Origin of the sequence: Arthrobacter sp. RAF14, assembly GCF_052114185.1 — a bacterium.
Taxonomy (GTDB): domain Bacteria; phylum Actinomycetota; class Actinomycetes; order Actinomycetales; family Micrococcaceae; genus Arthrobacter_E.
This window is the reverse complement of the sequence record NZ_JBFREG010000008.1, coordinates 18,452-44,738: the sequence shown is the minus strand read 5'-3', so window position 1 is coordinate 44,738 and position 26,287 is coordinate 18,452. Positions and strand designations below refer to the sequence as shown.

Sequence of the window (26,287 nt, the reverse complement as noted above, 5' to 3'; positions counted from 1 at the left end):
CGGCCGCGGCCGCGGGGCGGCCGGTCCGTGCCATCCTGCCGGAAGCGTTCAATAATTTCGCATTGCGAAAGTTGATTTTCAATATGCGTAATTATTGAACGGCGTGAGAGGGGTGGGTGTCAAGCGTCACAGTCGGCTGAGGGTGTCACGAAAGCCCCGGTCCGGCGCGGACCCGCAACCTCGTTCAGCCGGCGGGGACCACCGCCGTGTGCGCCGTGAAGTGCCGGCCCAGGCGGTAGGACGCCGCGCCCGGTGCCGGCTGGACGGCGTCGCCCGGATCGACCGAAGGGGTGACGGCCACGATCGCCCGCCCGGCGTCGCTCACCAGGGCGGCATCCGGGCCCAGCACCCGCAGCAGCGGCAGGGCCACCACCTCGAGGTTCTGTGCCGTGACATCCATGCCCACGATCCCCGCCACGAGTCCCTCGCGGAACACCGGATGGGTGAAGGTGCAGACGTACTCGTCGGTGCAGAGCAGGTCGATGTACGGACCCGTGACGTGGGGCAGGCCCGTGGAGACGGGGACGCGGAACCACTCGGCCCGCATGTAGCGGCTGACCGGTTGCGGGCTGAAGTTCGCCAGGGCGTCAACGCGCTCCAGGTCGTCGCCCTGCCACCAGGCGATGTAGCTGCGATCGGGTGCCAGGAGTCCGAGGTTCGCGACGAACCCGGCCCCGGCGAACGGGGAGCCCGGCTGACGCAGCAGCGATTCGACGGTGGGGCGGATGAACTTGTCCACCGCGGTGCTGGTGATCCGGGGCGTCGCGGCGAGCCAGGCGGTGGTCCGCTCCGCCCAGCCGGCCAATTGGCCGTCCAGGGCTTCGAGCAAGGTGTTGAGATGCCGGATGGACTCGGGGGCGTCCTCGGCGGGCTGGGGAAGGGTGATGGGGTCAGTGTGGGTCATGAGCCGCCTCCTTGCGGCTGAGCTGCTCCGACGAGAGTTCGTTGAGCAGCCATGAACTGATGTTCTGGATGAGTTCGCGGACCAGGGACTCTGCGGTGGGGGGATCGTGCTGTCCGATGGCTGCGGCGATGGCGTGATGGAGCCGGGTGGCCTCCACGCGAAAAGCTTGTTCCCCGAAGGGCAGGAGCGTCAAGGTGCCGAGCTCCGCCTGGATGCGGAGGAGTTCCCGGGCCAGGCGCGCCGATCGTGCGGCCGCGGCGATCTCCAGGATGAATTCGGAGTGTGCCATGCGCCAGGCCAGGGGATCCTCGGTGTCCTTGCCGGGCAGGAAGGCGAGTTCTTCGAGGGTGCCGAGGTCATCCGGGGTGGCGCGGCGCGCCGCCAGTCCGGCGCAGGCGGAGGCGATGGCCTGGTAGTGCAGGCTCAGGTCGCTGATCTGGAGCCGGGTGAGGGAGGCGAGGCGGAGACGGGCCTTCTGGGGCGAGGGCAGGGCGTCGTCGGCGATGAAGCTGCCACCGCTGCGCCCGCGCACCGTGCGGATGAGTCCCTGGCCGCGCAATTGGGAGAGCGCTTCGCGCGTGGTGACGGCGGAGACGCCGAGGGCTGAAGCGAGTTCGACTTCGTTGGGCAGGCGCTGGCCGGCGGTCAGCAAGCCGGTCTCGATGGCCAGTTCTATCCGGGAGCAGACCTCGTCCACGAGGCCGCCGGACTTGATGGGCGTGAACAGGGCGGCCAGGCTCCGGGACGCGCCCAGGGGGGAAAGTGACATTCCTGCACCCCCTCCTGACGCGGCTCCCCGCGGCGTCACTGCGGCTGGAGCGGGCCGGGATCCCGGCTTACACGCCATGCTAGCCGGGCTCGGAACCGGGGTCTATACATAAATCCTCTTAAGTAATAGTCTTTAGCCCAGAAGTTGCATGTGAGCCACGTCACGGTGGCCGCACACTCCGGATTCCCGGGCCGTGAAAGGGCCCCGAGCACAGAAAAGGCACTGCGATGAGCGAACAGGCGATGCGCCACCCGGCCTCCCCCACAGCGGTGGATGCCCTTGAAGCGCGGGACGCGATCCCGGCCATCCGGTTGAAGAACCTCGTCAAGACCTTCGGCGAGGTGAACGCCGTGGACGGCGTGGACCTCGACATCCGCCAGGGCGAGTTCTTCTCCATGCTGGGACCTTCCGGCTCCGGAAAGACCACCGTGCTGCGCATGATCGCCGGATTCGAACTCCCCACCTCCGGGACGATCGAACTCGACGGCGTGGACGTCAGCACCAAGGCGCCCTTCGAACGGGACGTCAGCACCGTCTTCCAGGACTACGCGCTCTTCCCCCACATGTCCCTCATCGACAACGTCGCCTACGGACTGCGGGTGCGGGGCATGGCGAAGGGCGTGCGCAGGGAACGCGCCGCCGAAGCCCTGGACCGGGTCCAGCTCGGCAAGTTCCTGGACCGGCGCCCCGCGCAGCTCTCGGGCGGCCAGCGGCAGCGCGTCGCCCTGGCCCGGGCGCTCGTGGTGGAGCCCAAGGTCCTCCTCCTGGACGAGCCGCTCGGCGCCCTGGACCTCAAGCTGCGGCAGCAGATGCAGATCGAACTCAAGGAACTCCAGCGCTCCCTCGGCATCACCTTCATCTTCGTCACCCACGACCAGGAGGAGGCCCTGACCATGAGTGACCGGATCGGGGTGTTCAGCAACGGACGGATCGCCCAGATCGGCTCCGCCCACGAGATCTACCAGCGTCCCCGCAGCGGGTTCGTCGCCAACTTCGTCGGCACCTCGAACATCCTCCCCTCCGGGATCGGAGGCACCGCGGCGGGCCCCGGCGCCAGCTTCGTCCTCCGCCCCGAACGCCTGCACCTGGACTGGGAACCCGCGACGCACGACGGCGGCCCCCGCACCCTGAGCGGCCAGGTCACCTCGGCCGTCTACATCGGTCATGCCACGCAGGTTCACATCGCCCTCGACGCCGGCCCGACCGTCATCGCCCTCCTCCACGCGGACGTGCCGGACACGGACGCCCTCGAAGGCCGGCGGGTCGCCGTCACCTGGGCCGAGCAGGACGCCGTCTGGCTGCCCGAGGCGGCCTGACCTCCTGACCCGGCCCGGGCCCTCCCGACCCGGCGCGGAGCGGGGCCGGCGCCCGGCCGGCCAGGCGCCGTCGTCGTTCCCCACCGCACCCCACGATTCACTCAGCAGTAAGCACCGAAAGGACAGAACAGTGGCTCAGAACAGCATGCGCCTCAAGGTGGCGGGCATCGCAGCCATCGCCGCGCTCGCCCTCACCGCCTGCGGCACCTCCAGCGGAGGCGGCGGCGCCGCAGCCCAGACACCCGCCATGAAGGAGATCGGCCAGGGCGAAGGGCAGGTGTCCATCCTCGGCTGGCCCGGCTACGTCGAAGACGGCTCCAACGATCCCAAGGTCGACTGGGTGACGCCCTTCGAGAAGGAGACCGGCTGCAAGGTCAGCTTCAAGCCGTTCGGCACCTCCGACGAGGCCGTCACCCTCATGCGGACCGGCCAGTACGACGTCATCTCCGCCTCGGGCGACGCCTCGCTGCGCCTGGTGGCCGGTGGCGACGTGCAGTCCGTCAACACCGGTCTGCTGAAGAACTACGCCGACATCTCGCCGTTCCTCAAGGACAAGGCCTGGAACACGGTGGACGGCAAGAATTACGGCGTGCCGCACGGCTGGGGCGCCAACGTCCTGATGTACCGCACGGACAAGGTGAGCCCCGCTCCCACCTCCTGGAAGTCGGTGTTCGAGGACGGCTCGCAGCACGCGGGCAAGGTCACGGCCTACGACTCGCCCATCTACATCGCGGATGCCGCCATGTACCTCATGAAGCACCAGCCGGATCTGGGCATCAAGAACCCGTACGCGCTGGACGAGAAGCAGCTGGACGCCGCGAAGAACCTGCTCAAGGACCAGAAGAAGAACGTCGGCGAGTACTGGAACGACGTCACCAAGGAAGTCCAGTCCTTCGCCTCCGGCTCGACCGTCATCGGCACCACCTGGCAGGTGGGCGCGAACATCGCCAGCGGCAACGGCACCAAGGTCGCCACCGTCCTCCCGGAGGAAGGGGCCACCGGCTGGTCCGACACCTGGATGATCGGGGCCAAGACCAAGAACCCCAACTGCTCCTACAAGTGGCTCGACTACATCGCGAGCCCGAAGGCCCAGGCCGCCGTGGCCGAATACTTCGGCGAGGCCCCGGCGAACCCGAAGGCCTGTGACCTCACCACGGACAAGAAGTTCTGCGACAGCTACCACGTGACGGACGCCGATTACGCCTCCAAGATCTGGTACTGGACCACGCCCGTGGAGAAGTGCCTGGACGGCCGCACCGATGCCAAGTGCACGGATTACTCGGCCTGGACCAAGGCCTGGACGGAAATCAAGGGTTAGTCATGTCGATCCAGCTCAGCCGGCCCGGCGTCGATCCGGGACGAGGGGGCGCCTCCGGCGGCGTCCCCCGGGCCAAAGCGAGCCCGCTCTCCGGGTTCCTGTACCGCTCACCCCGTGCCCGCCTGGCGGGTCTGCTCACGGCGCCGGCCGGCTGGCTGGTCCTCGTCTACATCGCGGCCCTCGCGACCCTGCTCATCACCGCGCTGTGGAGCGTGGACACGTTCACCGGCAAGGTGTCCCAGGTCTGGACCCTGGACAACATCCAGCAGGCGCTGTTCGACCCGGTCTACCAGGGCATCGCCCTGCGCACGCTGTGGATCGCCGTGCTCGTCACGGTGATCGACGCCGTCGTCGCCATCCCGCTGGCGTTCTTCATCGCGAAGGTCGCCTCCGCCCGCTGGCAGAAGCTGCTGCTGGCAGCGGTCCTCATGCCGCTCTGGGCGAGTTACCTGGTCAAGGCGTACGCCTGGCGCAATGTCCTCGCGGAGGGCGGCCTGCTCGAATGGCTCGGGGCGCCGCTCGGGCTGCACTCTCCCGGGTATTCCGAGACGGCCGTGATCCTCACGCTCGCCTACATCTGGCTGCCGTACATGATCCTGCCGATCCACGCCGGCTTCGAGAAGGTGCCCGGAAATCTGCTGGAGGCGTCCGGTGACCTGGGGGCGAAGCCGTGGACCACGGTGCGCCTGGTGGTCCTGCCGCTGCTGGTGCCGTCGATCATCGCGGGGACCATCTTCACCTTCTCGCTGACGCTGGGCGACTACATCACGGCGCAGATCGTGGGCGGCAAGACCCAGATGCTGGGCACGGTGGTCTACAGCAATGTGGGCGCGGCCAACAATCTCCCCTTCGCCTCGGCGGTCTCCCTGATCCCGATCGCGATCATCATGATCTACCTGCTGGTGGTGCGCCGGACCGGCGCCCTGGACGAGCTGTAAGGAGGCGTCCCATGAGACTTTCACGGAGTGCCAAAGGGATCCTCGGCCTGATCACGGGGCTGGTCCTGCTCTTCATCTACGCACCGCTTCTCCTGGTGGTGGTCAACTCGTTCAACGCGGACCGCACCTTCGGCTGGCCGCCCAAGGGCTTCACCCTGGAATGGTGGACGCGGGCCTTTGAGAACGACGGCGTGCGCTCGGCTCTGGTCTCCTCCCTCTGGGTGGGCGCCGTGGCCACGCTGATCGCGCTCGTCCTGGGCACCCTGCTCGCCTTGGCGCTGCAGCGGTACCGCTTCTTCGGCCGTGACGTGGTGAACCTGCTGGTCATCCTGCCGATCGCGCTGCCCGGCATCGTCACGGGCATCGCGCTGAACAACATGTTCACCACCATCCTGGGAGTGCCGCTGAGCATGTTCACGGTGGTGGTGGCCCATGCGACCTTCTGCATCGTGACGGTGTTCAACAACGTCATCGCCCGGCTGCGGCGGGTCAACCCCGGGCTTGAGGAGGCGTCCGCGGATCTGGGCGCCGGGGTGTTCACCACCTTCTGGCAGGTGACCTTCCCGCAGCTCCGGTCGGCTCTGCTGGCCGGTGGCCTGCTGGCCTTCGCGCTCAGCTTCGACGAGATCATCGTGACGACGTTCACGATCGGCGCGGGCGAGACGACGCTCCCGATCTGGATCCTGCAGAACCTGTTCCGCCCGAATCAGGCCCCCGTGGTCAACGTGGTGGCCGTGGTCCTGATCGTGGTGTCCATCGTCCCGATCTGGCTGGCGCAGAAACTGTCCTCGGACACGGTGGCGGGGAAGTAGGGCCCACCACCCCCGGTTCCGTCCCCTGCCCCTGCCTCTGCTCGCGAGAAGCCAGTTGAGCACAGTGTTCCGCCTCCGGACTGTGCTCAACTGGCTTCTCGCGTGTGGCGGAAGCACCTGGCCTGTGGATAACGGCCCACGGCAGACCGATCCGCGCAAGCATGAACCATGCAGCGTAAACCTCTGCCCCCTGAGTTGTCGGGCGGGTCCTTCACTGCGGTCCAAGGCCGGCAAGCCGGATTGAGCCGCAACAGGAGCCGCGCGCGGGACGTGGCGGTCGTGTCGAGAGGCATCAGGGTACCTCTCGAGGCCGATTTGAGGGGCCCGTCGGCCCTTCTGGCCTACACGGCGGATGATCCCGGCGCCGTCGTCATGGACCTCACGGCGGCCCAGCTGAATGGGCTGCCCCTGCCGCGTCGTCACCAAGGCGATTGGCGCGTCCACCTGGGCAGACCACGGGGCCGGAACCGGGCCCGGCGGCGCAACGTGGTGGGACGGGTCATGACGTTCCGGGAGGGCGAAGTGGAGACGCTCGAGGGATTGCGGATCACCAGCCCGGCGAGGACCTGGCTCGACCTGGCGATTCGTCTGAGCGTGGATGAGCTGGTGGTGGTGGGGGACCACCTCGTGTGTGAACACGGATCCGAGGCCCCGGTCCCGCGCCGGGCGATCTGCACGGTGGCCGATTTGGAACAGACGATCAGCGTGCATTCCGGAATGCGGGGTGTGAAGAAGGCGCGCGCGGCGTTGGAGCGTGTCAGGGTCGGGGCTGATTCGCCCCAGGAGACGACGCTGCGGCTGCTGCTTGTGGACCACGGATTTCCCGAACCGGTTCTCCGGCATGTCATCAGAAGGCCGGATGGGAAAGGGGTGGTCTGGCCGGACCTCGCCTACGTGGAGTTCCGCGTGTCGATTCAGTACGACGGAGGTCACCACGCGTCGACAGGCCAGTACACGAAGGACATCCGCAGGCACGCCGTCACCGAGGAACTCGGCTGGCGCGAAGTCAGGGTCAGCAAGGAAGACCTCAGCGGGTTCTTCCCCCGGGCGTTGGAGAAGATCCGTCGAGCCCTGGTGCAGGCCGGTTGGTCTGAAGATACGCGAGAAGCCAGTTGAGCACAGTCCCGGGAGGGGATACTGTGCTCAACTGGCTTCTCGCGGTCCGGTTCCCGGTGAGGGGACCTTACAGCCCCAGCTCGGTCTTCAGCTCGGAGACGTGGCCCTCGGCGGCCACCTGGTACTTGGCCAGCTTGACCAGGCCTTCGGGGTCCACCACCACGGTGGAGCGGACGATGCCTTCGACGACCTCGCCGTCGAGCAGCTTCTCGCCCCACGCGCCGTAGGCCAGGGCGACCTTGTGGTCCTCGTCGGCCAGGAGCGGGAAGGTCAGGCTGAAGTCATCGGCGAAGGACGAGATGGCCTCCTGGCTGTCGGGGGAGACACCCAGGACTTCGTAGCCGTGGCCCTTGAAGCTGGCCAGGGAGTCACGGAAGTCGCAGGCCTCGGTGGTGCAGCCGGGGGTGGCGGCCTTCGGGTAGAAGTACACCACCACGTTCTTGCCGCGGTAGTCCGACAGGCTGTGGGTCTCGCCGCGGGCATCGGTCAGGGCGAAATCCGGGGCTTCGGTGCCCGGAAGGAGCTTGACGGTGCTGGGTGCAGTCATGATGAATCCTCGTTCGGTTCTCTTCGGTGGTCTCTGGGGCAGTGTCTCGGTGGCGGTGGTCTCCGGGGCGCGGGCCTCGGTCGCGGCATCCGTGCCGCTGGTCCGGTCCGTCCCCTCGTCGTGTCTGAGAGGTACAGCGCCTCCGGTGCCCCGCCTATTCCGCTCAGATGCTGTATTCGGCGGGGCCGCGCACTCGAGAGTGCCTGCCTGCCTGGAAACGGTATCCGCCTCCGCGCACAGTTTCCACTACGTGACGCACGGGACCGAGCTTGCGGCGGATCCGGCTCACGTACACGTCGATCGACCGAGGGGCCGCCGTCGCGTCCAGGGAGATCAGGAAGTCCGCGAGCTCCTGCCGGGGAACCGAGCGGGAGCAGTGCTGCACCAGGTAGCGGAGCAGACGGTACTCGACGCCGCTGAAGGAGATCGGCACCCCGTCCACGCGGACCTGGTCCGCGGCGAGGTCGACGTCGACCTCGTGGATGTGCCCGTCGTCGCCCGAGGCGACGGCGTCGGCGGCCTCAAGAGCCGCCGCGTCCTCGGCCAGCGCGGTCTCCCGGGCTGCTTCGAGTTCGGCGTCCGGGACGTTCCAGAGCATCGCCTCGGCATCCGCGTTGAGGTGGTGCAGGCGGGTGAGGATGAGTTCCTCCAGGTGGGCGAACTGTTCGTCCGTCAGCTCCGCCGGAGTCTGGAAGAACAGTGCGGCGCCGTGCGCGGCCATGCGTGGCCGCGCACCCGGAGCGGAGTCCGGCGCCGCCGCCCGGCGGGCGGCCCCGGAGCGGGGTCCGCCCGCCAGGCCGGGATGGCCTGCGTCGGAACGGTGGTGTACTGGCTGGGCGCTCATGCCTGCCGCCTAGATGCCCCCGCGGCGGATCAGCTTGCCGATCGGCTGGGTGCCGTCGGCCACCTGGCCGCGGAGGAAGGTCTTGCGCACGACGCCGGACAGGGCCCGTCCGTCGTAGGGGGTGATCGGGTTCTTGTGCTTCAGGCGCTTCACGTCCACCACGAAGGCGTCGTCCGCGGCGAAGATGGAGAAGTCCGCGTCGTAGCCGACGGCGATCAGGCCCTTGTTGGGGACCCGGGCGATCTCGGCCGGACGGGTGGACATCCAGGAGATGACCTTCTCCAGCGGGATGCCGCGGTGCCGTGCCTCGGTCCAGATGAGCGAGAGGCCCAGCTGGAGTGAGGAGACGCCGCCCCAGGCCACGGCGAAGTCGCCGTTCTCCAGGTCCTTGAGATCCAGGGTGCTGGGGGAGTGGTCGGAGACGATGCAGTCGATGGTGCCCTCTTCGAGTCCCTTCCACAGCAGTTCGCGGTTGGAGGCCTCACGGATGGGCGGGCAGCACTTGTACGCCGTGGCGCCGTTGGGGATCTCCTCGGCGTTCAGGGTCAGGTAGTGCGGGCAGGTCTCGACCGTGACGTTGACGCCGTCGCGCTTGGCGGTGGCGATCATCGGCAGCGCGTCCGAGGACGAGAGGTGCAGGATGTGCGAGCGGGCGCCGGTCCAGCGGGTGCGCTCGATGACCTCGGCGATGGCCTTGTTCTCGGCGCCGCGGGGACGGGAGGCCAGGAACTTGGCGTAGACGTCACCTTCGGCATGCGGTGCGCGGTCGATCGCGTGGGAGTCCTCGGCGTGGACCAGCATGAGGGAGTCGAACTTGCGCAGCTCGGCGAGGTCCGTCTCCATCTCGTCCGCTTCCAGGTGCGGGAACTCGTCCACGCCGGAGTGCAGGAGGAAGCACTTGAAACCGAAGACGCCGGCGTCGTGCAGGGGACGGAGGTTCTCGGTGTTGCCCGGGATCGCTCCGCCCCAGAACCCGACGTCCACGAACGCCTGGTCACGGGCCACGGACCGCTTGAGCTCGAGATTCTCCACGCTGGTGGTGGGCGGAACGGAGTTCAGCGGCATGTCGATGATGGTGGTGACACCGCCTGCGGCGGCGGCGCGGGTGGCGGAGGCGAAGCCCTCCCACTCGGTCCGGCCGGGCTCGTTGACGTGCACGTGGGTGTCCACCAGGCCGGGGATGAGGGTCTCATCATCACCGAGTTCGACGGTCTGCGCGCCCACGAGGTTGTTGCCGAGGGGCTCCATGGCCACGACGCGGCCGTCCTTGACGCCGACTTCGCGCGGCGCGATGCCGGCGCTGGTGAGGACGCGCTGGCCGCGGATGACGAGGTCGAACTCTGCGGGGGTGTTCTGTTCTTCAGACATGCTGATCCTGTTCTAGTTGCTCTGCTTGATCAGGCTGTTGGCGATGATGCCGCCAAGCTTCTCCACCAGCGGTCCGGCCTGAGTGATGCACTTCTCAACATCTTCCTCGATGCTGGTCAGCGAGTACACGGCCCGGAACCCGGATGTGGAAATCTGTTCGTCGGTGAGAGTGGTGCGTCCGCAGACGGCCACGATGGGGATCCCGGCGGCGCGTGCCGCATCGGCGACGCCCACGGGGGTCTTGCCGCCCAGACTCTGCTCATCGAGGCTGCCTTCGCCCGTGACCACGAGGGTGGCACCGTCGAGCTTGCCGGCCAGTCCGGTGAAGTCCAGCACGACGTCGACGCCGCGCCGGCGCTCGGCGTTCAGCACGGCGAGGGCCGCGTAGCCCACCCCGCCCGCGGCCCCGGCGCCGGGTGCCGCCGCGGCGGTGGACGCCGTGAGGCCGATCTCGCGCCCCAGGACCTCCACGAAGTGCGCCAGGGTGGCGTCGAGTTCGGCGACGTCCTCCGGGCTCAGTCCCTTCTGCGGGCCGAACACCGCGGGTGCGCCCTGGGCGCCGAGGAGCGGGTTGTCCACGTCGCTGGCCAGGATGAAGCGGGTCTGCTCCAGGCGGAGGTCCAGCTCGGAGAGGTCGATCCGGTCCAGCCGGGCCAGCGGGGCGCCGCCGTCGGGCAGTTCAGCCCCGGAGGCGTCCAGGAAGCGTCCGCCCAGGCCCTTGATGACGCCGGCACCGCCGTCGGTGTTGGCGCTGCCGCCGACGCCCAGGACGATGGTGCGGGCACCGGCGTCGAGCGCTGCGCGGATGAGCTGGCCGGTGCCCAGGCTGGTGGCGCCGCGGCCGTCCTTCACACCGTCCGGCAGGACGGCGAGGCCGGAGGCGAGCGCCATTTCGATGACCGCCTCATCGCCGCGGAGTGCGAAGTCGGCGTCGAGCGGCTGACCGGTGGGGCCGGTGACGCGGACCGTGCGGCGGGAGAAGCCGGAGCCGATCGCGGCATCCAGCGTCCCTTCGCCGCCGTCGGCCACGGGAACACCCACGACGTCCAGTGAGCCGTCCACGGCATGCAGACCGGCGGTCAGGTGCTCCACGACCTCGGGGGCCGAGAGCGATCCTTTGAACTTATCCGGTGCGATCACGATCCGCATGTGGACTCCTTCGTCAGTGCGGTGGGTGTTTCAGGTCCGGGTGGCCTGCCGTGCTGGAATCCAGCGACGGCGGGCCACCCGGGGTGCGGCATGAAGCCTGGTGCGCTCCTCCTGCCGGGTGCGTCCGGCAGGAGGAGACGGTGTCAGTCGAGCAGGGAGACCACCGCGGTGGGGGCGTCCTCGCCCTTCTCCGCGAGCTCTTCGAACTCGGTCACATTATCCAGCTCGGTGCCCATGGAGATGTTCGTGATCTTCTCGAGGATCACTTCCACCACCACGGGAACCTGGAACTCCTCGGTCAGGGCGCGGGCCTTCTCGAAGGCCGCTCCCAGATCGTCCGGGTTCTGCACGCGGATGGCCTTGCAGCCGAGGCCCTCGGCCACCCTGACGTGGTCCACGCCGTAGCCGGCGGTCTCGGGGGAGTTGATGTTCTCGAACGCCAGGGAGACGTTCTGCTCCATCTTGAAGCCGCGCTGGGACTGACGGATCAGGCCGAGGTAGGAGTTGTTCACCACCACGTGGATGTACGGGAGGTTGAACTGCGCGCCCACGGCCAGTTCCTCGATCATGAACTGGAAGTCGTAGTCACCGGAGAGGGCGACCACGGTCTCGCCGGGCTTGCCGCGCACCACGCCGAGGGCGGCCGGTGCGGTCCAGCCGAGGGGTCCGGCCTGTCCGGCGTTGATCCAGCGGCGGGCGCCGAAGACGTGCAGCATCTGCGCGCCCGCGATCTGCGAGAGGCCGATGGTGGTGACGTAGGTGGTGTCCTTGCCGAAGGCGCGGTTCATCTCCTCGTACACACGCTGCGGCTTGATCGGCACGTTGTCGAAGTGGGTCTTGCGCTGCAGCTTGCCCTTCTTCTCCTGTGCGGCGTCCGCCCAGGCGGTGTAATCCGGCAGCTGACCGGCGGCCTTGCGCTCCTTGGCGAGCTCCACCAGGCCTTCCAGTGCGGCGCCGGCGTCCGAGGCGATGCCCAGATCCGGTGCGAACACGCGGCCGATCTGGGTGGGCTCGATGTCGATGTGCACGAACTTGCGGCCCTGGGTGTAAAGGTCCAGGCCGCCCGTGTGACGGTTGGCCCAGCGGTTGCCGATGCCGATCACGAAGTCGGACTCCAGGAACGTGGCGTTGCCGTAGCGGTGCGAGGTCTGCAGACCCACCATGCCGGCCATCAGCTTGTGGTCGTCCGGGATGACGCCCCAGCCCATGAGGGTCGGGATCACGGGGACGTTCAGGATCTCGGCCAGTTCCACGAGCTTCTCCGAGGCGCCGGCGTTGATGATGCCGCCGCCGGCCACGATCAGCGGGCGCTCGGAGGCGAGCAGCATGTCCAGGGCCTTGCCCAGCTGCACGGCGCTGGCGCGGGGCTTCTCCACGGGGAGCGGCTCGTAGGCATCGATGTCGAACTCGATCTCGGCCATCTGCACGTCGAAGGGCAGGTCCAGGAGGACCGGGCCCGGGCGGCCGGAGCGCATGAGTTGGAACGCCTTCTGGAAGGCGCCGGGGACCTGGCCGGGCTCCAGGATGGTCATGGCCATCTTGGTGACGGGCTTGGCGATGGACTCGATGTCCACGGCCTGGAAGTCCTCCTTGTGCAGCTTCGCCACGGGGGCCTGGCCGGTGATGCAGAGCATGGGGATGGAGTCCGCCCAGGAGGCGTACAGACCGGTGATCATGTCGGTGCCGGCGGGGCCGGAGGTGCCGATGCAGATGCCGATGTTGCCATCGGCGGCGCGGGAGTAGCCGTCAGCCATGTGGCTGGCGCCCTCCACGTGGCGGGCCAGGGTGTGCCGGATGCCGCCGTTGGCGCGCATCGCGGAATAGAAGGGGTTGATCGCCGCGCCAGGCAGGCCGAACGCCTCAATGGCGCCTTCCTTCACCAGGATGGCTACGGCAGCGTCAACGGTGCGCATCTTTGCCATGGTTTGCTCCTTGAAAAAGTCTGAAAGGGGTGCGACGACGGCGCGTGGGCAGCTCTCGCGGCCTTGTTGCGGGAGGTGATGCGTGAGCGGGTGGTGCTCACGCGCCGTCGTACGGTCTGGGGTGTTGAGTGCTCAGTTGTTGCGGATGTTCCGAGTTGGAACCCGCATCTACTGAGCACGCAACGAGGGTCGAGTGGTCAGTTCTTGCCGGACAGCTCGGTGGTGAGCTTGAAGAGGCCGGAGTGGTCCAGGCCGCCGTCACCGCGGGCGACGAGGGCGGAGACCAGCTGGGCGACGGCGGAGCCGAGCGGGACCACCACTCCTGCTTCGCGTGCTGCGGAGGTGACGATGCCGAGGTCCTTGTTGTGGAGGGCCAGGCGGAAGCCGGGGTCGAAGTTGCGGTCGAGCATCTTCTGACCCTTCTGGTCGAGGACCTTGGAGCCGGCGAGGCCGCCGCCGAGGACCTTGAGGGCGGCGTCGGTGTCCACGCCGTAGGCCTCGAGGAAGGTGACCGCCTCGGCTAGGGCCTGGATGTTGACGGCCACGATCAGCTGGTTGGCGGCCTTGACGGTCTGGCCGGAGCCGGAGGGGCCCACGTGGACGATCGTCTTGCCGACGGCGTTGAGGACGGGCTGTGCCTCTTCGAAGTCGGCGGCCTCGCCACCGACCATGATGGAGAGCACGCCGTCGATGGCGCCCTGCTCGCCGCCGGAGACGGGACCGTCCAGCGGGCGGAGGCCGGCTTCGCGGGCGTCGGCGGACAGGCGGGCGGCCACGTCCGGGCGGATGGAGGAGGCATCGATCCAGAGTGCGCCGGACTTCGCGTTGGCGAAGACGCCTTCGGGGCCGGAGACCACGCCTTCCACGTCCGGGGAGTCCGGGACCATGGTGATGATGACGTCAGCGTCCTTGACGGATTCGGCGATGCTGGAGGCGCCGTTGCCGCCGGCCTCGACGAGGGCGTCGATCTTGTCCTGCGAGCGGTTGAAGCCGGTGACGTTGAAGCCGGCCTTGACGAGGTTCTTGGCCATGGGCAGGCCCATGATGCCGAGGCCGATCATGGTGACGTTGGTCATTGGAAATCCTTTGCTAGCTTGTGTGAGCTAAAAATCTGAGGTGAGTCTGTGGTGGACGACGACGGCGGGTGGCCGGCGTGTCGTCAGGCGCTGGGGCTCAGCGGACGAGCCAGGAGAAGGCGGATTCCTGGGGCTGCTTGTACTCGAGGGCGATGTAGCCGGTGTAGCCGAGTTCGCGGCTGCGGCTGACCCACTCGCCGAGGGGGAGTTCGCCGGTGCCGGGGGCGCCGCGGCCGGGGTTGTCGGCGATCTGGATGTGGCCGAAGTCCTTGGTGTGGTTCTCGATCACGGCGGCCACGTCGTCACCGTTGACGGACAGGTGGTAAAAGTCCGCCAGGAATTTGACGTTGTCCGCGCCGGCTTCCTGGGTCTTGGCGATGACCGCGAAGGTGTCGGCGGCCGTCTTGAGCGGGTAGGCGGGGGTGCCGGAGACGGGCTCCAGGAGGACGGTGCCGCCGATCTTCGCGACGCCTTCCGCCGCTGCGACCAGGTTCGTCAGGCCGAGCTCGTCCTGCTCCTCCGGGGCGACGCCGTCGAGGCGGTTGCCGTAGAGGGCGTTGAAGGCCTTGGTGCCGAGGCGCTCACCGATACCGGTCACGACGTCGATGTTGTCCTTGAACTCCGCCTCCCGGCCGGTCCATGAGACCAGGCCGCGGTCGCCGCCGGGCATGTCGCCCGCGAAAAAGTTGAGGCCGGCCAGCTGGACGCCGGCGTCGTTGATGGCGTTGACGAAGGCGTCCACGTCTGCGTCGGCGGGGACGGCTTCGGAGAAGGGCCACCAGAACTCGACGGCGTCGAAGCCGGCGGCCTTGGCGGCGGCCGGGCGTTCGAGGAGGGGGAGCTCGGTCAAGAGGATTGAGCAGTTCACGGAGTAGGTCATGTCGTGTCCTTCCCGGGCGTCTTTGCCCTGCTGGTGGTCTTCGGAGTCCTTCCTCCTGCATCCTCTCGCCGCTTCCGGCTAGATTCCGCATTGTGGAAGGAAAGTTTTGCTTAGTGAAAGTTTACGGAGGGCTGGGGGTGGGCGTCAAGTGGGGTGGGTCACGTTGAGGCGGATGGGATACAAAAATCTGACGTGTTGGGGGGTGCGCGGCGGCGGTGGCGACGAAGGAGAGGAGCTAGGGCCTCCACGTTTCTGCGGCCTGATTCATCTTTCGCGCGGATATTGCCCCGCGGAAAGTGATTTCGGGCGCGGGTTCGGGGTTGAGGGCGAGGGTGGCGGGTGCGGCGAGCCCCTTGACGGTGTTGCATGCTCCGTGATTAGTATGTAGGCATGATCATAGATGTTGGTCTACGACAACCTCAAACGTCAACGTTAAATATTTGAAACCCCCACACTTGGGGGAACACGCTCAGCACTATGCAGGGCGACCTCAAACCTCAACTGGTTCATTCCCGCTGATGTGGGAAGCAACTCCAGCCTAGTGGACTCGCCCTTTGCGGGACCGCCAAGCTGGCGTTGTCGACACGAAAAGTTGACGGCGAGGTGTTTCTAAAGGCGTCCGCGTCGGGTTGGTATGTTGCGGCAACCTGGCTTCGAAGCAGAGCCCGGTAGTGAGAAGGGGATCTCATGATTTCACCCGCGGCTCAGTCGGTGTGGGCCAAATCGGACCGCGATACTGGGGACTCGATGTCCTTGTGGCGTCACATGCAGGATTCGGCCGCCGTCGCCGGAAAGCTCTGGGACGAGTGGCTCGCGGTGGCGGTCAAGGTCCGGATCCAGGAAAGCTGCGGGGCATCCGACTCGCAGGAGGCAAGGACTCTTCTGACATGGCTCGCTGCGACGCACGATGCCGGGAAAGCGCACGAGAAGTTCTCCTACCAAGTCCCCAGCCTGGCTGATGGGATGCGTAGCTACGGACTTGATTCGCCGTGGACGCTGACCCCACAGGAGAAACTGCCGCACTCCGTTCTGAGCTATACGATCATCAACCGTTGGCTGAGGGAAGTCCAGGGGTTCGATGCCATTACTGCCGCCAGTTACTCCACGATTGCCGGGGGACACCACGGCGTTCCCCCTTCTACGGTAGGCATCCGAGCGGCCCGGGAAGCGACGGAGGCCCTCGCACCGGCCTGGCACGAGGTCCAGAATGAGCTGATGGCGGCGTGCGCCTCGTTAACGGGGGCCGACTCCTACTTTCCTTCGTGGAAAGCGCAGAAACTCACGCCTCAAGCACAACTGCTGCTGACCGCCGTCGTCATCGTGGCTGACTGGATAGCCAGCAACGTGGACCTTTTTCCCTATGGCGATCAATCCACAACCGGGGAACGGCTGAGTAAAGCGTGGGAGCAACTGGATCTGGCTCCGCCGTGGGCGGCGCCGGTGCCTCCGGAAGATCCGGAAAAGCTTTTCGCTGGGCGGTTCGACCTGCCTCAGGGCGCCCGTCCCACGGATATGCAGAGGAAGGCCATTGAAGCCGCATTCGCGATGGAGATACCGGGAGTTCTGATCATCGAGGCCCCGATGGGAGTGGGGAAGACCGAAGCTGCACTGGCCGCGGCCGAGGTCTTCGCCGCAAAGTGGGGACTCGGCGGTGTGGTCTTCGCTCTGCCCACCCAAGCAACGAGTGATGCCATGTTCACCCGCTTTCCGTCCTGGGTGAGCAAGCTCCCGGACGCCAGGCCAGGTTTGCACAAGCGCAGCATCTATCTGGCACATTCCAAGTCCCTGCTCAATGAGAAGTTCAGGAAGTTCTTCCGGGAGAGCACGGTGGCGAGTGGTTCCGGGGAACGAATCCATGGAGTCTTCGGCGAGGAATCCGGCACGTCGGAAGGCCAGGTCCACGCCGCGATAGCCCACCAGTGGCTCTTCGGCCGGAAGAAGGGGCTCTTGGCGAGCTTTGTGGTGGCCACTGTCGATCAGGTGCTGTTCGCGGCGTTGCAGAGCAAGCATGTTGTGCTGCGCCACCTGGCCCTGGCCGGGAAGGTGGTGATCATCGATGAGGTACACGCCTATGACGCCTTCATGAACCGCTACCTGAATCAGGTGCTGGCCTGGCTCGCGTCCTACGGAGTCCCCGTCATCCTCCTCTCGGCGACGCTGCCGGCGGCAACGCGCAGACAGCTGGTGGAGTCCTATGAATCGGGCCGGATCACGAGCAGGGCAGCGGCCCAGTCTCCGGACTGGAACGCGAGGCCACGACGGCGACGGCCCGGTCCACCGTCGTCGTCCCCTCTTGATGGGAACCCCGGATATCCGCTGCTGGTGAGCAGCGCTCCGGGAGGCCCCCGGCTCTTGTTCCCGGCGGCCAGGGAAGGCTCCCAGCCTGTCACGTTGAAGCCACTTGGCGATGACCCGTCCGAGTTGCTGGCCGCCCTGGAGCTTGTGAAGCGTGATGGCGGGTGCGTGGCGATCATCTGCAACACCGTTCAGCGGGCACAGGGGGTGTTCAAGAACCTCTCCGGAATGTTCGCAGACGAGGAACTGATGCTGGTCCATTCGCGCTTCATGGCGCCGGACCGGATGCGGCTGGAGGAGCAGATACGTTCTGTTCTAGGCCGTGATGACGTGGTGGCTGCAGCAGGCAAGGTCCGTCCCGAACGTCTGGTCGTTGTCGGCACGCAAGTGCTTGAACAGTCGCTGGACGTTGACTTCGACCTGATGATCACGGACATCGCGCCAACGGATCTGCTCCTTCAACGTATTGGACGACTGCATCGCAGGCAGACCGTCGCTCAGCCCCGCCCGAAACACCTCCAGGCCCCATCGTGCCTGGTCAGAGGAGTTCTCGACTGGACGTCATCCCCTCCGGTTTTCGAGGCGGGTTCAGTGGCGATCTATGGGCGGGCGATGCTGATGAGGTCCTACGCAACGCTGGAAAGCAGGTTTGCGGGCGGAACACCACTTGAGTTGCCTGCGGATATCAGCTCCCTGGTTCAGCAGACGTATGCGGACGGGTTTTCCGTGCCGGAAGCGTGGGGCGAGGCCTTTGACGAAGCTGAGAAGGAACGTTCAGACGTCCTCGCGAGGAAATTCGATGAAGCGGGGGTATTTCTCCTGAAAGGTGCTGCTGAGTTTCCCGAAGGATTGGTCACGGATCTACTGGATCGCAACGTAGGGAACGCCGACGACGGTGTCCAGGAAGCGGTGGGACTCGCCAAAGTCAGGGACACGGACGAGTCTCTTGAGGTGATCTTGGCCTGCAAAACCTCTGAAGTCACCTTTGTTCCTCACCTTGCGCGTTTTGGAGGCATGGTGATTCCGACAGACAGCCCACCCGAGGACAGGACCGCCAGGGCGCTCAGCACGTGCACGGTCAGATTGCCCCCGAATTTTTGTCGGCCGCGTCGGATAGACAAGGTCTTGAACGAACTGGAGTCTCTGGGGATCGCTGCGTGGCAGAAATCATCCTGGCTCAAGGGGCAACTGGTGCTTTTCCTGGATGAGGCGATGACAGCGGAACTGGATGGGACGAGGCTACGCTACGACCCGCGCATCGGGCTGTATGAAGAGAAAGAAGAAACCGAATGACCATGGTGAGTTCTCAGTTCAATCTGGTGCGCGATCCCTGGGTGAGTTGCCTCATGGTGGACGGAACGGTCAAGGAGCTTTCTCTGGCAGAGGTCTTCAGCCAGAGCGTTTCGGTCCGATGTCTGGCAGGCGAGCTGCCTACTCAGGACTATGCGGTGCTTCGTGTTCTCCTGGCCATCGTGTACAGCAGCATGCCGCAGATCGATGCGAGCAATGCGGTGGAGACCTGGAAAGAACTTTGGGAAGACCAGGCCAAACTTGCGGCTTCCGCTCTGAGCTATCTAGAGGAATCCGAGTCGTCCTTCGAACTGTTCGACTCAGCCAGGCCGTTCATGCAGGTGGCCGGCCTGCACACACAGAGCGGCAAGGTTGACGGGGTGAGCCGGTTGATAGCGGATGTGCCCAGCGGCCATCAGTATTTCACGACGCGTGCCGGCCACGGTCTCGATGCGCTGTCCTATGCCGAGGCAGCTCGCTGGCTTATTCACACGCATGCCTATGACCCGTCGGGGATCAAATCCGGCGCGGTGGGGGACCCGAGAGTGAAAGGCGGAAAGGGCTATCCCATCGGAACGGGATGGACCGGAGCGACTGGCGGGGTTTATTTCGAGGGAGCGAACCTCTCGGAAACCCTGCATCTGAATCTTGACCTTTCCCTGGTGGCCGCGCCGGGATCGGGTAGTGATCTTCCGCCCTGGGAACGTGCTCCTCTGAATGCGGCTGTTGAGGAGCGGCCCGAGGGGGCTCCGAGGCCCACGGGACCCGTCGACGTCTTCACGTGGCAGTCCCGACGGATCAGGCTTTTTCCGGAAGCAGGAATGGTCCGGAATGTTCTGGTCTGCAATGGTGATCCTCTGCCTCCGCAGAACATGGACGCGGATCCGATGACGGCCCAGCGGTTCAGTAAGCCCCAGACCGCCAAATTCAAGGCGGGCGCGGTCTACATGCCCCGGGAACACGATCCGGAGCGGATGATCTGGGGTGGAGTGGGTTCCCTCCTCATGCAAAATGAGCGTGCTCGGACCAACGCTGACGGAATTCTCGAACTCAGGGTTCCGCCCATCGTCACTTGGGTTTCACGACTGAGTGAGCTGGATTCCATCGGCACCGGGAGGATTGTCACGGCGCGGCTGGTGGGTGCGGTCTACGGCACTCAGAGCTCTGTGTACACGGAGGTACTGGATGATGCCTTGGCGATTCATCTGCGACTGCTTTCGCGACATTCTGCTGCTGTGGCGCAAGCAGTCACGAACGCAGCATTCAACACTGAGCAAGCGGCATGGGCGTTCGGCCGCTTCGCGGGCGAACTGAGCAAAGCGGCGGGTGGAGACACGGAGCCACCGCGTGACAAGGCACGGCAGCTCATCTTCTTTGCACTGAACGAACCCTATAGAAGGTGGGTTACGGGACTCACCGGCGGTGAGGACTCAGAGGTCGCGGAAGGTGGCTGGAATTCCACCGCCCGGAAGATCGTCGGCTCCTACGCAGCGGAAATGCTGTCCATGGCCGGGGACGCGGCGCTGATAGGACGAACGATCGGTTCCGATTTCGTCTCCGCGGCCACGGCTGAGACGTGGCTGTACAGAAGTCTTAGGAAACACCTGCCTCTCCAGGAGGAGATCGAGGCAAGGGCGGTAAGGTCCGCCCGCGAGATCACTGAAAGCGCGACGACGAAATGAGCAAAGCAATGAGTGAAAGGCCCGCGTTGGCCCGGCACATCGACGCCAGAATCCGGAAGATCCAGCGGATCTATCTGGAAGGACACCGGCCGCTTGTCGCCGGAACCCTCGCCAGGCTTCGAAGGGCTGTCGCGACGGAGCCCGGCTCCGATCCCTGGGTCTGGAATGAGGCCGTGGACGGGCTTCCAGCGGAACTTGTGGGGCGTGGGGATACTGCTAGCCCGGGAGAGCGGGCAGCGTATGCGGCGATGACCCTGTACGCGGTCCACCAGCAGTCGAAGAGCATGCCCATGCACCAGACAGGGCCTTCCCTCGGACGGGCTGTGCAGCGATTGGGGATGCCTGAAGGTGCCGACGGGGCGTCGGCAGCAGTGAAGCGCCGTTTCGATGCCTTGATGACATCCACGACTTTCAGCGAACTACAGCATCATGCCCGAGGGCTGATCCAGCAGTTGAGGGCGGCGGATATCGCTCTGGACTATGGACGTTTCGCGGAGGATCTCCGCATCTTGCAGGACCCGGCTATCGCAAACACCGTCCGGCTCCGGTGGGGCAGGGACTACGCATTCACCTGGCCTCGAAAATCACCTGACCTACAGAACTCTGACTCTCGCGAAGGAACAGCATCATGAAGAACTTCTACCTTGATATCCACGCCTTGCACACGGTCCCTCCGAGCAACATCAACCGGGATGACACGGGGTCACCGAAAACGGCTGTGTATGGTGGCGTCCGGCGGGCGAGGGTCTCCAGCCAGGCCTGGAAGAGAGCGATCCGTAGAGACTTTTCCGAGTACCTTGATCCAAGCCGGCTCGGGACCCGTACCAAGCGTCTTGTGGAGATCGTGACGAAGCACATCAAGGAAATTTCACCAGACCTGAGTGATCGTGCGGCTGAATTGGCCATCAGAGCTGTTCAAGCTGGGGGTTTCAAGGTAGAAGTGCCCAAAGCGAAGGGCGGGGCCGAAACGGTCAAGTCTGCTCAGACCGAGTACCTCCTGTTCATCAGCAACGTCCAAGCCAGAAGGCTGGCTGAGGTGGCCCTCGATGCGGCGAAGAACGGCACGGACGTCGACAAGAAACTGGTCAAGGAAGTCCTGAAGTCTGAACAGAGTGTGGACGTGGCGCTTTTTGGGCGCATGATCGCCAACAGCACGGATCTCAACGTCGACGCCAGTGTGCAAGTGGCCCATGCCATCAGTGTCCATGCCGTGGAAAGTGAGTTCGACTACTTCACTGCTGTCGATGATGAGAGCGCTGCTGATGAGCCCGGGGCCGGCATGATCGGCACGGTGGAATTCAACTCGTCCACCTTGTATCGATATGCCACTCTCAACCTGGGCGGGCTGATGAAGAACCTGGGGGATACGGAAGCCACGGTTGAAGCGGCAGTGAGTTTTGTCCGGTCATTCGTGGAGTCGATGCCGACCGGCAAGCTGAACACTTTCGCCAACAAGACTCTGCCGGACGGTGTGGTGGTGAGCTTGCGCGAGCGGAGGCCGGTCAATCTGGTGGGTGCCTTTGAAGAGGCTGTTGTGGCCGAGCCTGGGAAAGGTCGTCTGAGAGTGGCCGCCGAGCGGTTGGCTCAGTACTCGGCGGAGCTTGATGCGGGTTTCGGCGGCGCAGCCGACAGCACGTTGGTGGTGGCCCCGACGAACTCGGTGAAAGCCCTGTCTCAGCTGGGGCGTGAGGTCAGTTTCCCCGAACTCGTCGAGGAGCTGGGGAATGAGCTTCCCGCGTACGTCAGGGGCGACTAGTGGCTGTTCTCAAATTACGGCTGGCCGGTCCTCTTCAGGCGTGGGGCGCCAGCAGCCGTTTTGTCAATCGCCATACGCGTGAGGAACCGACCAAGAGCGGAGTCCTGGGGCTGCTCGCGGCTGCCCAGGGCCGGCGTAGGTCTGATCCCGTTGAAGATCTGGTCGGTCTGAAGTTCGGTGTTCGGGTCGATCAGCCGGGCCGTCTAATGCGTGACTTCCAGGTGGCGCGAAGCCTCGACGGGCGTGCGTCCATGCCCTTGTCTTATCGCTACTACCTGTCCGACGCTGTCTTTCTGGCTGTCGTAGAGGGTCCGGGCACGGTGCTTGAGGGGCTGCACGAGGCTGTTCTGGCTCCCGCATACCCGCTTTACCTTGGCCGACGTTCCTGCGTTCCCGCAGGAAGGATCTCGCTGGGAGTTGAGGACGTGACTTTGGACGCGGCTCTTCGAGCAGAACCCTGGCAGGCGGCGCCCTGGCATCAGAAGAAGCAGTCCGGGCGCACTGTCAGTTTGGAGATATTCAGGGATGCCATGGATCCAGCGGAACCAGGGGAGACCGTGCGCGACGTGCCATTGGATTTCTCGCCGGAGAACCGGAACTACACCTGGAGGACGGTTGTGAGGCCAAAGCCTCATGAAGTGCCCAACCCCTACGGGAAGGAACAGTCGCATGACCCGATGGCCGAATTGGGAGGTTCCTGAATGTTTCTGACGAAGTTCGACGTCAATCCGGCTCGGAGGGGCGCGCGGTTCCTGCTGGGCAATCCGCAGGCTATGCATGCGGCAGTTCTGTCATCATTTCCGCCTCCGCCGCCAGGGCAGCCGAACCCCAGAGTGCTCTGGCGCGTGGACCGTTTGGAGCACCGTGTTTCGCTGTATGTTCTGAGCCTGGCTGAACCGGACATGTCGTCTCTTAATGAACAGGCGGGATGGGCCACGAACACCTGGGCGACCAGGGCTTATGAACCTCTGCTCCAGCGGCTTGAGGAAGGGCAGCTCTGGTCGTTCAGACTTCAGGCCAATCCCACCAAACAGTCGTTGGACCCTGCGACCAAAGGCAAGCGATTCGCCCACGTCACTCCGAAGCAACAGATGCAGTGGTTGCTGGATCGGAGTGAGCAACGAGGGTTCGCAGTTGAGGTTTCAGGGGAGGCCGGCCCCGTGCTTGAGGTGAGCTCCCGAATCAAGGAGTCGTTTGGGAGGAGGGACCCCCATCAGGCTGGACGTGAGTCCGCAGTGACTCTGGTTCGCGTGCAATTTGACGGTCTGCTGCGGGTGACCGATGTGGGGAGGTTCCGGGAAGCCCTGGTCCAGGGGATTGGACGTGGTAAGGCTTATGGGTGTGGTCTGATCACGATTGCTGCGGCGGGGGGCAGCGCGAGATGACTGGTTCAGCGGGGCCGCGGTCGCCGGACTTGGCCGAACTCGTCCGGTCGAAGGACCGAATCTCATTCGTCTATGTGGAAAGGTGCATCGTTCACTTGCTCCCTGCACAGGCGGGGATGAGCCCTGGCCTCCGGACGATGCAGGCGCGCCCTTAGGGTGTTCTGTTCCCCGCGCGCAGGGATGGGCCGGCGGCGACTTGGATGATCGCGCCACCGGTCTCGTGTTCCCCTCGCACGGGGGATGAGCCCAGACATGGTTGTGCCTTTCTGTGGTGGGTGAGGTATTCCCCGCGCAGGCGGGGATGAGCCCAACGACGGGTGCGTGGTCGCGGCCGACAAGCTGTGTTCCCCGCGCACGCGGGGATGAGCCCGGCAGCCACAGGATTTGCAGGGCGACCCGAATGTGCTCCCCGCACAGGCGGGGACGAGCCCGGGTCATCGGGCGTGCTGAGGTGCCCCAGGCGGTGCTCCCCGCACAGGCGGGGATGAGCCCAAGGATGTGCTGGCAGAGCAGTTCAAGAAGGAGTGCTCCCCGCACAGGCGGGGATGAGCCCCAGTCAATAGAACCAGCGCCCGCCCAGCCGACGTGCTCCCCGCACAGGCGGGGATGAGCCCCTTGTTGACCGTCGCGCCCGACATGTCGGTGACGTGCTCCCCGCACAGACGGGGATGAGCCCTCGATCTACATCTACACGACCGACGGCGTCATGTGCTCCCCGCGCAGGCGGGGATGAGCCCTGTGCGCCGGGTATGGCGGCCTGGGTCGGGCGGTGCTCCCCGCAGAGGCGGGGATGAGCCCACCCTCGCAACCGCAACCATCAACACCCCTAAGTGCTCCCCGCACAGGCGGGGATGAGCCTGGGGCGGACTTGAACCACCAACCGCTGGACTGGTGCTCCCCGCACAGGCGGGGAAGAGCCCGCGAACACGCCCGCCTCCGAAGGCGGGCCGTTGTGCTCCCCGCACAGGCGGGGATGAGCCCTCACGCGACGGCGAATGGATGCCAAGGAGCCCGTGCTCCCCGCACAGGCGGGGATGAGCCCGCGGACCAGGCCACGATCTTCACGGGCATGATGTGCTCCCCGCACAGGCGGGGATGAGCCCTCGATGGTCACGCGGCCACCCCCGGAAAATGGGTGCTCCCCGCACAGGCGGGGATGAGCCCGTCGCCCATCTCGACCGGCTCGGCACGCGGCGGTGCTCCCCGCACAGGCGGGGATGAGCCCGCGTGCATGGGCGAGGGCCGAAAGGTCTGGTAGTGCTCCCCGCACAGGCGGGGATGAGCCCGCGAAGGCCCAGGCCGTCGAGGACATCCTCCAGTGCTCCCCGCACAGGCGGGGATGAGCCCTGGATGCCGCGCCCGGCCCACCGGCCTGTATGGTGCTCCCCGCACAGGCGGGGATGAGCCACAGACAGGTCGATCATGGTCTTCGTGAAGCCGACGTGCTCCCCGCACAGGCGGGGATGAGCCCGGCGTCCTCGATGTCGCCCGGGATCGGGTCCCGTGCTCCCCGCACAGGCGGGGATGAGCCCCTTGGGGGGTAATCAACGGCCCGGGCGGGCTCGTGCTCCCCGCACAGGCGGGGATGAGCCCCACTGGCTGTCGCCGATCGCCAGTTCCCTCCGGGTGCTCCCCGCACAGGCGGGGATGAGCCCGAACTCGGAACACTGATCGGCACACAGCTGAAGTGCTCCCCGCACAGGCGGGGATGAGCCCGGCACATCCACCCACGACACACACCAAGCGTCGTGCTCCCCGCACAGGCGGGGATGAGCCCGAGGGGCATCTTCCCGAGGTGGCCGGCCATGAGTGCTCCCCGCACAGGCGGGGATGAGCCCATGCCGGGCCGAATCCGCGTGATCGGCAAGGGGTGCTCCCCGCACAGGCGGGGATGAATCCCTCCCGGCCGCCGCGAAAGCCCCCGTCTATGAGTGCTCCCCGCACAGGCGGGGATGAGCCCTGATCCCCGATCACTCGAATGAAGTCCGGGAAGTGCTCCCCGCACAGGCGGGGATGAGCCCATGTTGCCCGTACTGGGGCTGATCATCACGAAGTGCTCCCCGCACAGGCGGGGATGAGCCCGTGCGCCGGGCCATCATCCAGGAACTCGCCGAGTGCTCCCCGCACAGGCGGGGATGAGCCCACCTGCGTGAGGATCGGCAGCAGCAGCGTGCCGTGCTCCCCGCACAGGCGGGGATGAGCCCCCCAGGAGCGGTGACCGGCGGGGCCGGATGCAGTGCTCCCCGCACAGGCGGGGATGAGCCCTTCGCGAACCGGTCCTTCATCTTGAAGGCGCCGTGCTCCCCGCACAGGCGGGGATGAGCCCCCGGAACGGCCCTTGACCTGACCGGGGGCGCGGTGCTCCCCGCACAGGCGGGGATGAGCCCTCGTTCTTCGTCAGGCCAACCGAGGTAGCGGCGTGCTCCCCACACAGGCGGGGATGAGCCCCGGGCGGTCGAGACCTTCATGACGGCGTTGTCGGCTCCCCGCACAGGTGGGGATGAGCCCACCGTGGTGACAAGCGGCACGAGCCCCTGGATGTGCTCCCCGCACAGGCGGGGATGAGCCCGCGGGTACTGTGGCCGGCAGCTTGGTCCCGGCGTGCTCTCCGCACGGGCGGGGATGAGCCCTCGATGTCGATCACGACGCTGGTCCCGCTGCGGTGCTCCCCGCACAGGCGGGGATGAGCCCGTGCTGGTGGCGGCTTTCGTTCCGGCCATCCAGTGCTCCCCGCACAGGCGGGGATGAGCCCCAGTTGGCCAACGCGGCAGGCTCGGACCGGTCGTGCTCCCCGCACTGGCGGGGATGAGCCCCCGCCGCAGGCGGATCACCCGACCGCTGGCGAGTGCTCCCCGCACAGGCGGGGATGAGCCCTCGAGCTTTGTGTCCGTCACTCACACCGGGACGTGCTCCCCGCGCA

20 protein-coding genes and 1 CRISPR repeat array (1 of these 21 only partly in view) are annotated in these 26,287 nt (G+C 66.1%); of the genes, 11 read left to right on the top strand and 9 right to left on the bottom strand.

Annotated features, from left to right (window positions below; all coding sequences use genetic code 11):
- Positions 1–184: 184 nt before the first annotated feature.
- On the bottom strand, positions 185–904 hold the full coding sequence (locus AB4Y75_RS15055; RefSeq protein ID WP_441436692.1) for a cache domain-containing protein: 720 nt from the start codon (positions 902–904) through the stop codon (positions 185–187).
- The gene (locus tag AB4Y75_RS15050; protein WP_441436691.1) at positions 891–1,673 is read right to left on the bottom strand and encodes a FadR/GntR family transcriptional regulator; all 783 of its coding nucleotides are present in this window, start codon (positions 1,671–1,673) and stop codon (positions 891–893) included. Before AB4Y75_RS15050 ends, AB4Y75_RS15055 begins: the two co-directional genes overlap by 14 nt.
- A gap of 227 nt (positions 1,674–1,900) precedes the next feature.
- On the opposite strand from AB4Y75_RS15050, the gene AB4Y75_RS15045 reads away from it, so the two are divergent.
- The 5 genes from AB4Y75_RS15045 to AB4Y75_RS15025 all read left to right on the top strand — a co-directional run bounded on the left by AB4Y75_RS15045 (position 1,901) and on the right by AB4Y75_RS15025 (position 7,173).
- Positions 1,901–2,989 (top strand): ABC transporter ATP-binding protein, encoded by a 1,089-nt coding sequence (locus AB4Y75_RS15045; protein WP_441436690.1) that lies wholly within the window; start codon positions 1,901–1,903, stop codon positions 2,987–2,989.
- A gap of 130 nt (positions 2,990–3,119) precedes the next feature.
- Positions 3,120–4,307 carry an ABC transporter substrate-binding protein gene (locus tag AB4Y75_RS15040; protein WP_441436689.1) on the top strand — a complete coding sequence of 396 codons (1,188 nt, stop codon included), beginning with the start codon at positions 3,120–3,122 and terminating at the stop codon, positions 4,305–4,307.
- Between the two features lie 2 nt (positions 4,308–4,309).
- Positions 4,310–5,245, top strand: coding sequence for an ABC transporter permease (locus AB4Y75_RS15035; protein WP_441436688.1), 936 nt, complete (start codon positions 4,310–4,312; stop codon positions 5,243–5,245).
- An 11-nt stretch (positions 5,246–5,256) separates the two neighbouring features.
- Positions 5,257–6,057 (top strand): ABC transporter permease, encoded by an 801-nt coding sequence (locus tag AB4Y75_RS15030; RefSeq protein ID WP_278267423.1) that lies wholly within the window; start codon positions 5,257–5,259, stop codon positions 6,055–6,057.
- A 240-nt stretch (positions 6,058–6,297) separates the two neighbouring features.
- Positions 6,298–7,173 (top strand): endonuclease domain-containing protein, encoded by an 876-nt coding sequence (locus AB4Y75_RS15025; protein WP_441436687.1) that lies wholly within the window; start codon positions 6,298–6,300, stop codon positions 7,171–7,173.
- 67 nt (positions 7,174–7,240) lie between these two features.
- Here the strand turns inward: AB4Y75_RS15025 and bcp are convergent, their stop codons facing one another.
- The 7 genes from bcp to AB4Y75_RS14990 form a co-directional block, all read right to left on the bottom strand.
- The gene (gene bcp / locus AB4Y75_RS15020; RefSeq protein WP_441436686.1) at positions 7,241–7,720 is read right to left on the bottom strand and encodes a thioredoxin-dependent thiol peroxidase; all 480 of its coding nucleotides are present in this window, start codon (positions 7,718–7,720) and stop codon (positions 7,241–7,243) included.
- A gap of 163 nt (positions 7,721–7,883) precedes the next feature.
- Positions 7,884–8,564, bottom strand: a complete 681-nt coding sequence (locus tag AB4Y75_RS15015; RefSeq protein ID WP_441436685.1) for a winged helix-turn-helix domain-containing protein — start codon at positions 8,562–8,564, stop codon at positions 7,884–7,886.
- A 9-nt stretch (positions 8,565–8,573) separates the two neighbouring features.
- On the bottom strand, positions 8,574–9,932 hold the full coding sequence (gene allB / locus AB4Y75_RS15010; RefSeq protein WP_441436684.1) for an allantoinase AllB: 1,359 nt from the start codon (positions 9,930–9,932) through the stop codon (positions 8,574–8,576).
- Positions 9,933–9,944: 12 nt separating this feature from the next.
- On the bottom strand, positions 9,945–11,081 hold the full coding sequence (locus tag AB4Y75_RS15005) for a glycerate kinase (RefSeq protein WP_441436683.1): 1,137 nt from the start codon (positions 11,079–11,081) through the stop codon (positions 9,945–9,947).
- Between the two features lie 143 nt (positions 11,082–11,224).
- Complete coding sequence (gene gcl / locus AB4Y75_RS15000; protein ID WP_441436682.1) at positions 11,225–13,003, bottom strand: glyoxylate carboligase; 1,779 nt, start codon at positions 13,001–13,003, stop codon at positions 11,225–11,227.
- 197 nt (positions 13,004–13,200) lie between these two features.
- A complete protein-coding gene (locus tag AB4Y75_RS14995; RefSeq protein ID WP_441436681.1) occupies positions 13,201–14,079 on the bottom strand; it encodes a 2-hydroxy-3-oxopropionate reductase in 879 nt (292 codons plus the stop codon).
- Between the two features lie 97 nt (positions 14,080–14,176).
- Positions 14,177–14,959 (bottom strand): hydroxypyruvate isomerase family protein, encoded by a 783-nt coding sequence (locus tag AB4Y75_RS14990; RefSeq protein WP_441436680.1) that lies wholly within the window; start codon positions 14,957–14,959, stop codon positions 14,177–14,179.
- 687 nt (positions 14,960–15,646) lie between these two features.
- Here AB4Y75_RS14990 and cas3 point away from each other — a divergent pair.
- The 6 genes from cas3 to cas6e are packed head-to-tail and all read left to right on the top strand — an operon-like array spanning position 15,647 to position 23,367.
- Positions 15,647–18,547, top strand: a complete 2,901-nt coding sequence (gene cas3 / locus AB4Y75_RS14985; protein WP_441436679.1) for a CRISPR-associated helicase Cas3' — start codon at positions 15,647–15,649, stop codon at positions 18,545–18,547.
- The gene (casA, locus tag AB4Y75_RS14980; RefSeq protein ID WP_441436678.1) at positions 18,544–20,226 is read left to right on the top strand and encodes a type I-E CRISPR-associated protein Cse1/CasA; all 1,683 of its coding nucleotides are present in this window, start codon (positions 18,544–18,546) and stop codon (positions 20,224–20,226) included. The genes cas3 and casA overlap by 4 nt, the downstream gene beginning before the upstream one ends.
- The gene (gene casB, locus AB4Y75_RS14975; RefSeq protein WP_441436677.1) at positions 20,223–20,858 is read left to right on the top strand and encodes a type I-E CRISPR-associated protein Cse2/CasB; all 636 of its coding nucleotides are present in this window, start codon (positions 20,223–20,225) and stop codon (positions 20,856–20,858) included. Before casA ends, casB begins: the two co-directional genes overlap by 4 nt.
- Complete coding sequence (cas7e, locus tag AB4Y75_RS14970) at positions 20,855–21,982, top strand: type I-E CRISPR-associated protein Cas7/Cse4/CasC (protein WP_441436676.1); 1,128 nt, start codon at positions 20,855–20,857, stop codon at positions 21,980–21,982. The genes casB and cas7e overlap by 4 nt, the downstream gene beginning before the upstream one ends.
- Positions 21,982–22,683, top strand: a complete 702-nt coding sequence (gene cas5e, locus AB4Y75_RS14965; RefSeq protein ID WP_441436675.1) for a type I-E CRISPR-associated protein Cas5/CasD — start codon at positions 21,982–21,984, stop codon at positions 22,681–22,683. The genes cas7e and cas5e overlap by 1 nt, the downstream gene beginning before the upstream one ends.
- The gene (gene cas6e, locus AB4Y75_RS14960; RefSeq protein ID WP_441436674.1) at positions 22,684–23,367 is read left to right on the top strand and encodes a type I-E CRISPR-associated protein Cas6/Cse3/CasE; all 684 of its coding nucleotides are present in this window, start codon (positions 22,684–22,686) and stop codon (positions 23,365–23,367) included.
- A gap of 280 nt (positions 23,368–23,647) precedes the next feature.
- A CRISPR array of direct repeats spans positions 23,648–26,287; the repeat unit is 29 nt; unit sequence GTGCTCCCCGCACAGGCGGGGATGAGCCC; it runs 382 nt beyond the window's last position.

What these genes read in the sequence shown, in the direction of transcription:
- AB4Y75_RS15005 (WP_441436683.1), bottom strand. Translation starts at nt 11,081, where the DNA reads ATGCGGATCGTGATCGCACCGGATAAGTTCAAAGGATCGCTCTCGGCC.
- cas3 (WP_441436679.1), top strand. Translation starts at nt 15,647, where the DNA reads ATGATTTCACCCGCGGCTCAGTCGGTGTGGGCCAAATCGGACCGCGAT.
- AB4Y75_RS15015 (WP_441436685.1), bottom strand. Translation starts at nt 8,564, where the DNA reads ATGAGCGCCCAGCCAGTACACCACCGTTCCGACGCAGGCCATCCCGGC.
- allB (WP_441436684.1), bottom strand. Translation starts at nt 9,932, where the DNA reads ATGTCTGAAGAACAGAACACCCCCGCAGAGTTCGACCTCGTCATCCGC.
- gcl (WP_441436682.1), bottom strand. Translation starts at nt 13,003, where the DNA reads ATGGCAAAGATGCGCACCGTTGACGCTGCCGTAGCCATCCTGGTGAAG.
- cas7e (WP_441436676.1), top strand. Translation starts at nt 20,855, where the DNA reads ATGAAGAACTTCTACCTTGATATCCACGCCTTGCACACGGTCCCTCCG.
- AB4Y75_RS15050 (WP_441436691.1), bottom strand. Translation starts at nt 1,673, where the DNA reads ATGTCACTTTCCCCCCTGGGCGCGTCCCGGAGCCTGGCCGCCCTGTTC.
- AB4Y75_RS15035 (WP_441436688.1), top strand. Translation starts at nt 4,310, where the DNA reads ATGTCGATCCAGCTCAGCCGGCCCGGCGTCGATCCGGGACGAGGGGGC.
- AB4Y75_RS15030 (WP_278267423.1), top strand. Translation starts at nt 5,257, where the DNA reads ATGAGACTTTCACGGAGTGCCAAAGGGATCCTCGGCCTGATCACGGGG.
- AB4Y75_RS15045 (WP_441436690.1), top strand. Translation starts at nt 1,901, where the DNA reads ATGAGCGAACAGGCGATGCGCCACCCGGCCTCCCCCACAGCGGTGGAT.
- casB (WP_441436677.1), top strand. Translation starts at nt 20,223, where the DNA reads ATGAGCAAAGCAATGAGTGAAAGGCCCGCGTTGGCCCGGCACATCGAC.
- bcp (WP_441436686.1), bottom strand. Translation starts at nt 7,720, where the DNA reads ATGACTGCACCCAGCACCGTCAAGCTCCTTCCGGGCACCGAAGCCCCG.
- AB4Y75_RS14995 (WP_441436681.1), bottom strand. Translation starts at nt 14,079, where the DNA reads ATGACCAACGTCACCATGATCGGCCTCGGCATCATGGGCCTGCCCATG.
- cas6e (WP_441436674.1), top strand. Translation starts at nt 22,684, where the DNA reads ATGTTTCTGACGAAGTTCGACGTCAATCCGGCTCGGAGGGGCGCGCGG.
- AB4Y75_RS15055 (WP_441436692.1), bottom strand. Translation starts at nt 904, where the DNA reads ATGACCCACACTGACCCCATCACCCTTCCCCAGCCCGCCGAGGACGCC.
- casA (WP_441436678.1), top strand. Translation starts at nt 18,544, where the DNA reads ATGACCATGGTGAGTTCTCAGTTCAATCTGGTGCGCGATCCCTGGGTG.
- AB4Y75_RS14990 (WP_441436680.1), bottom strand. Translation starts at nt 14,959, where the DNA reads ATGACCTACTCCGTGAACTGCTCAATCCTCTTGACCGAGCTCCCCCTC.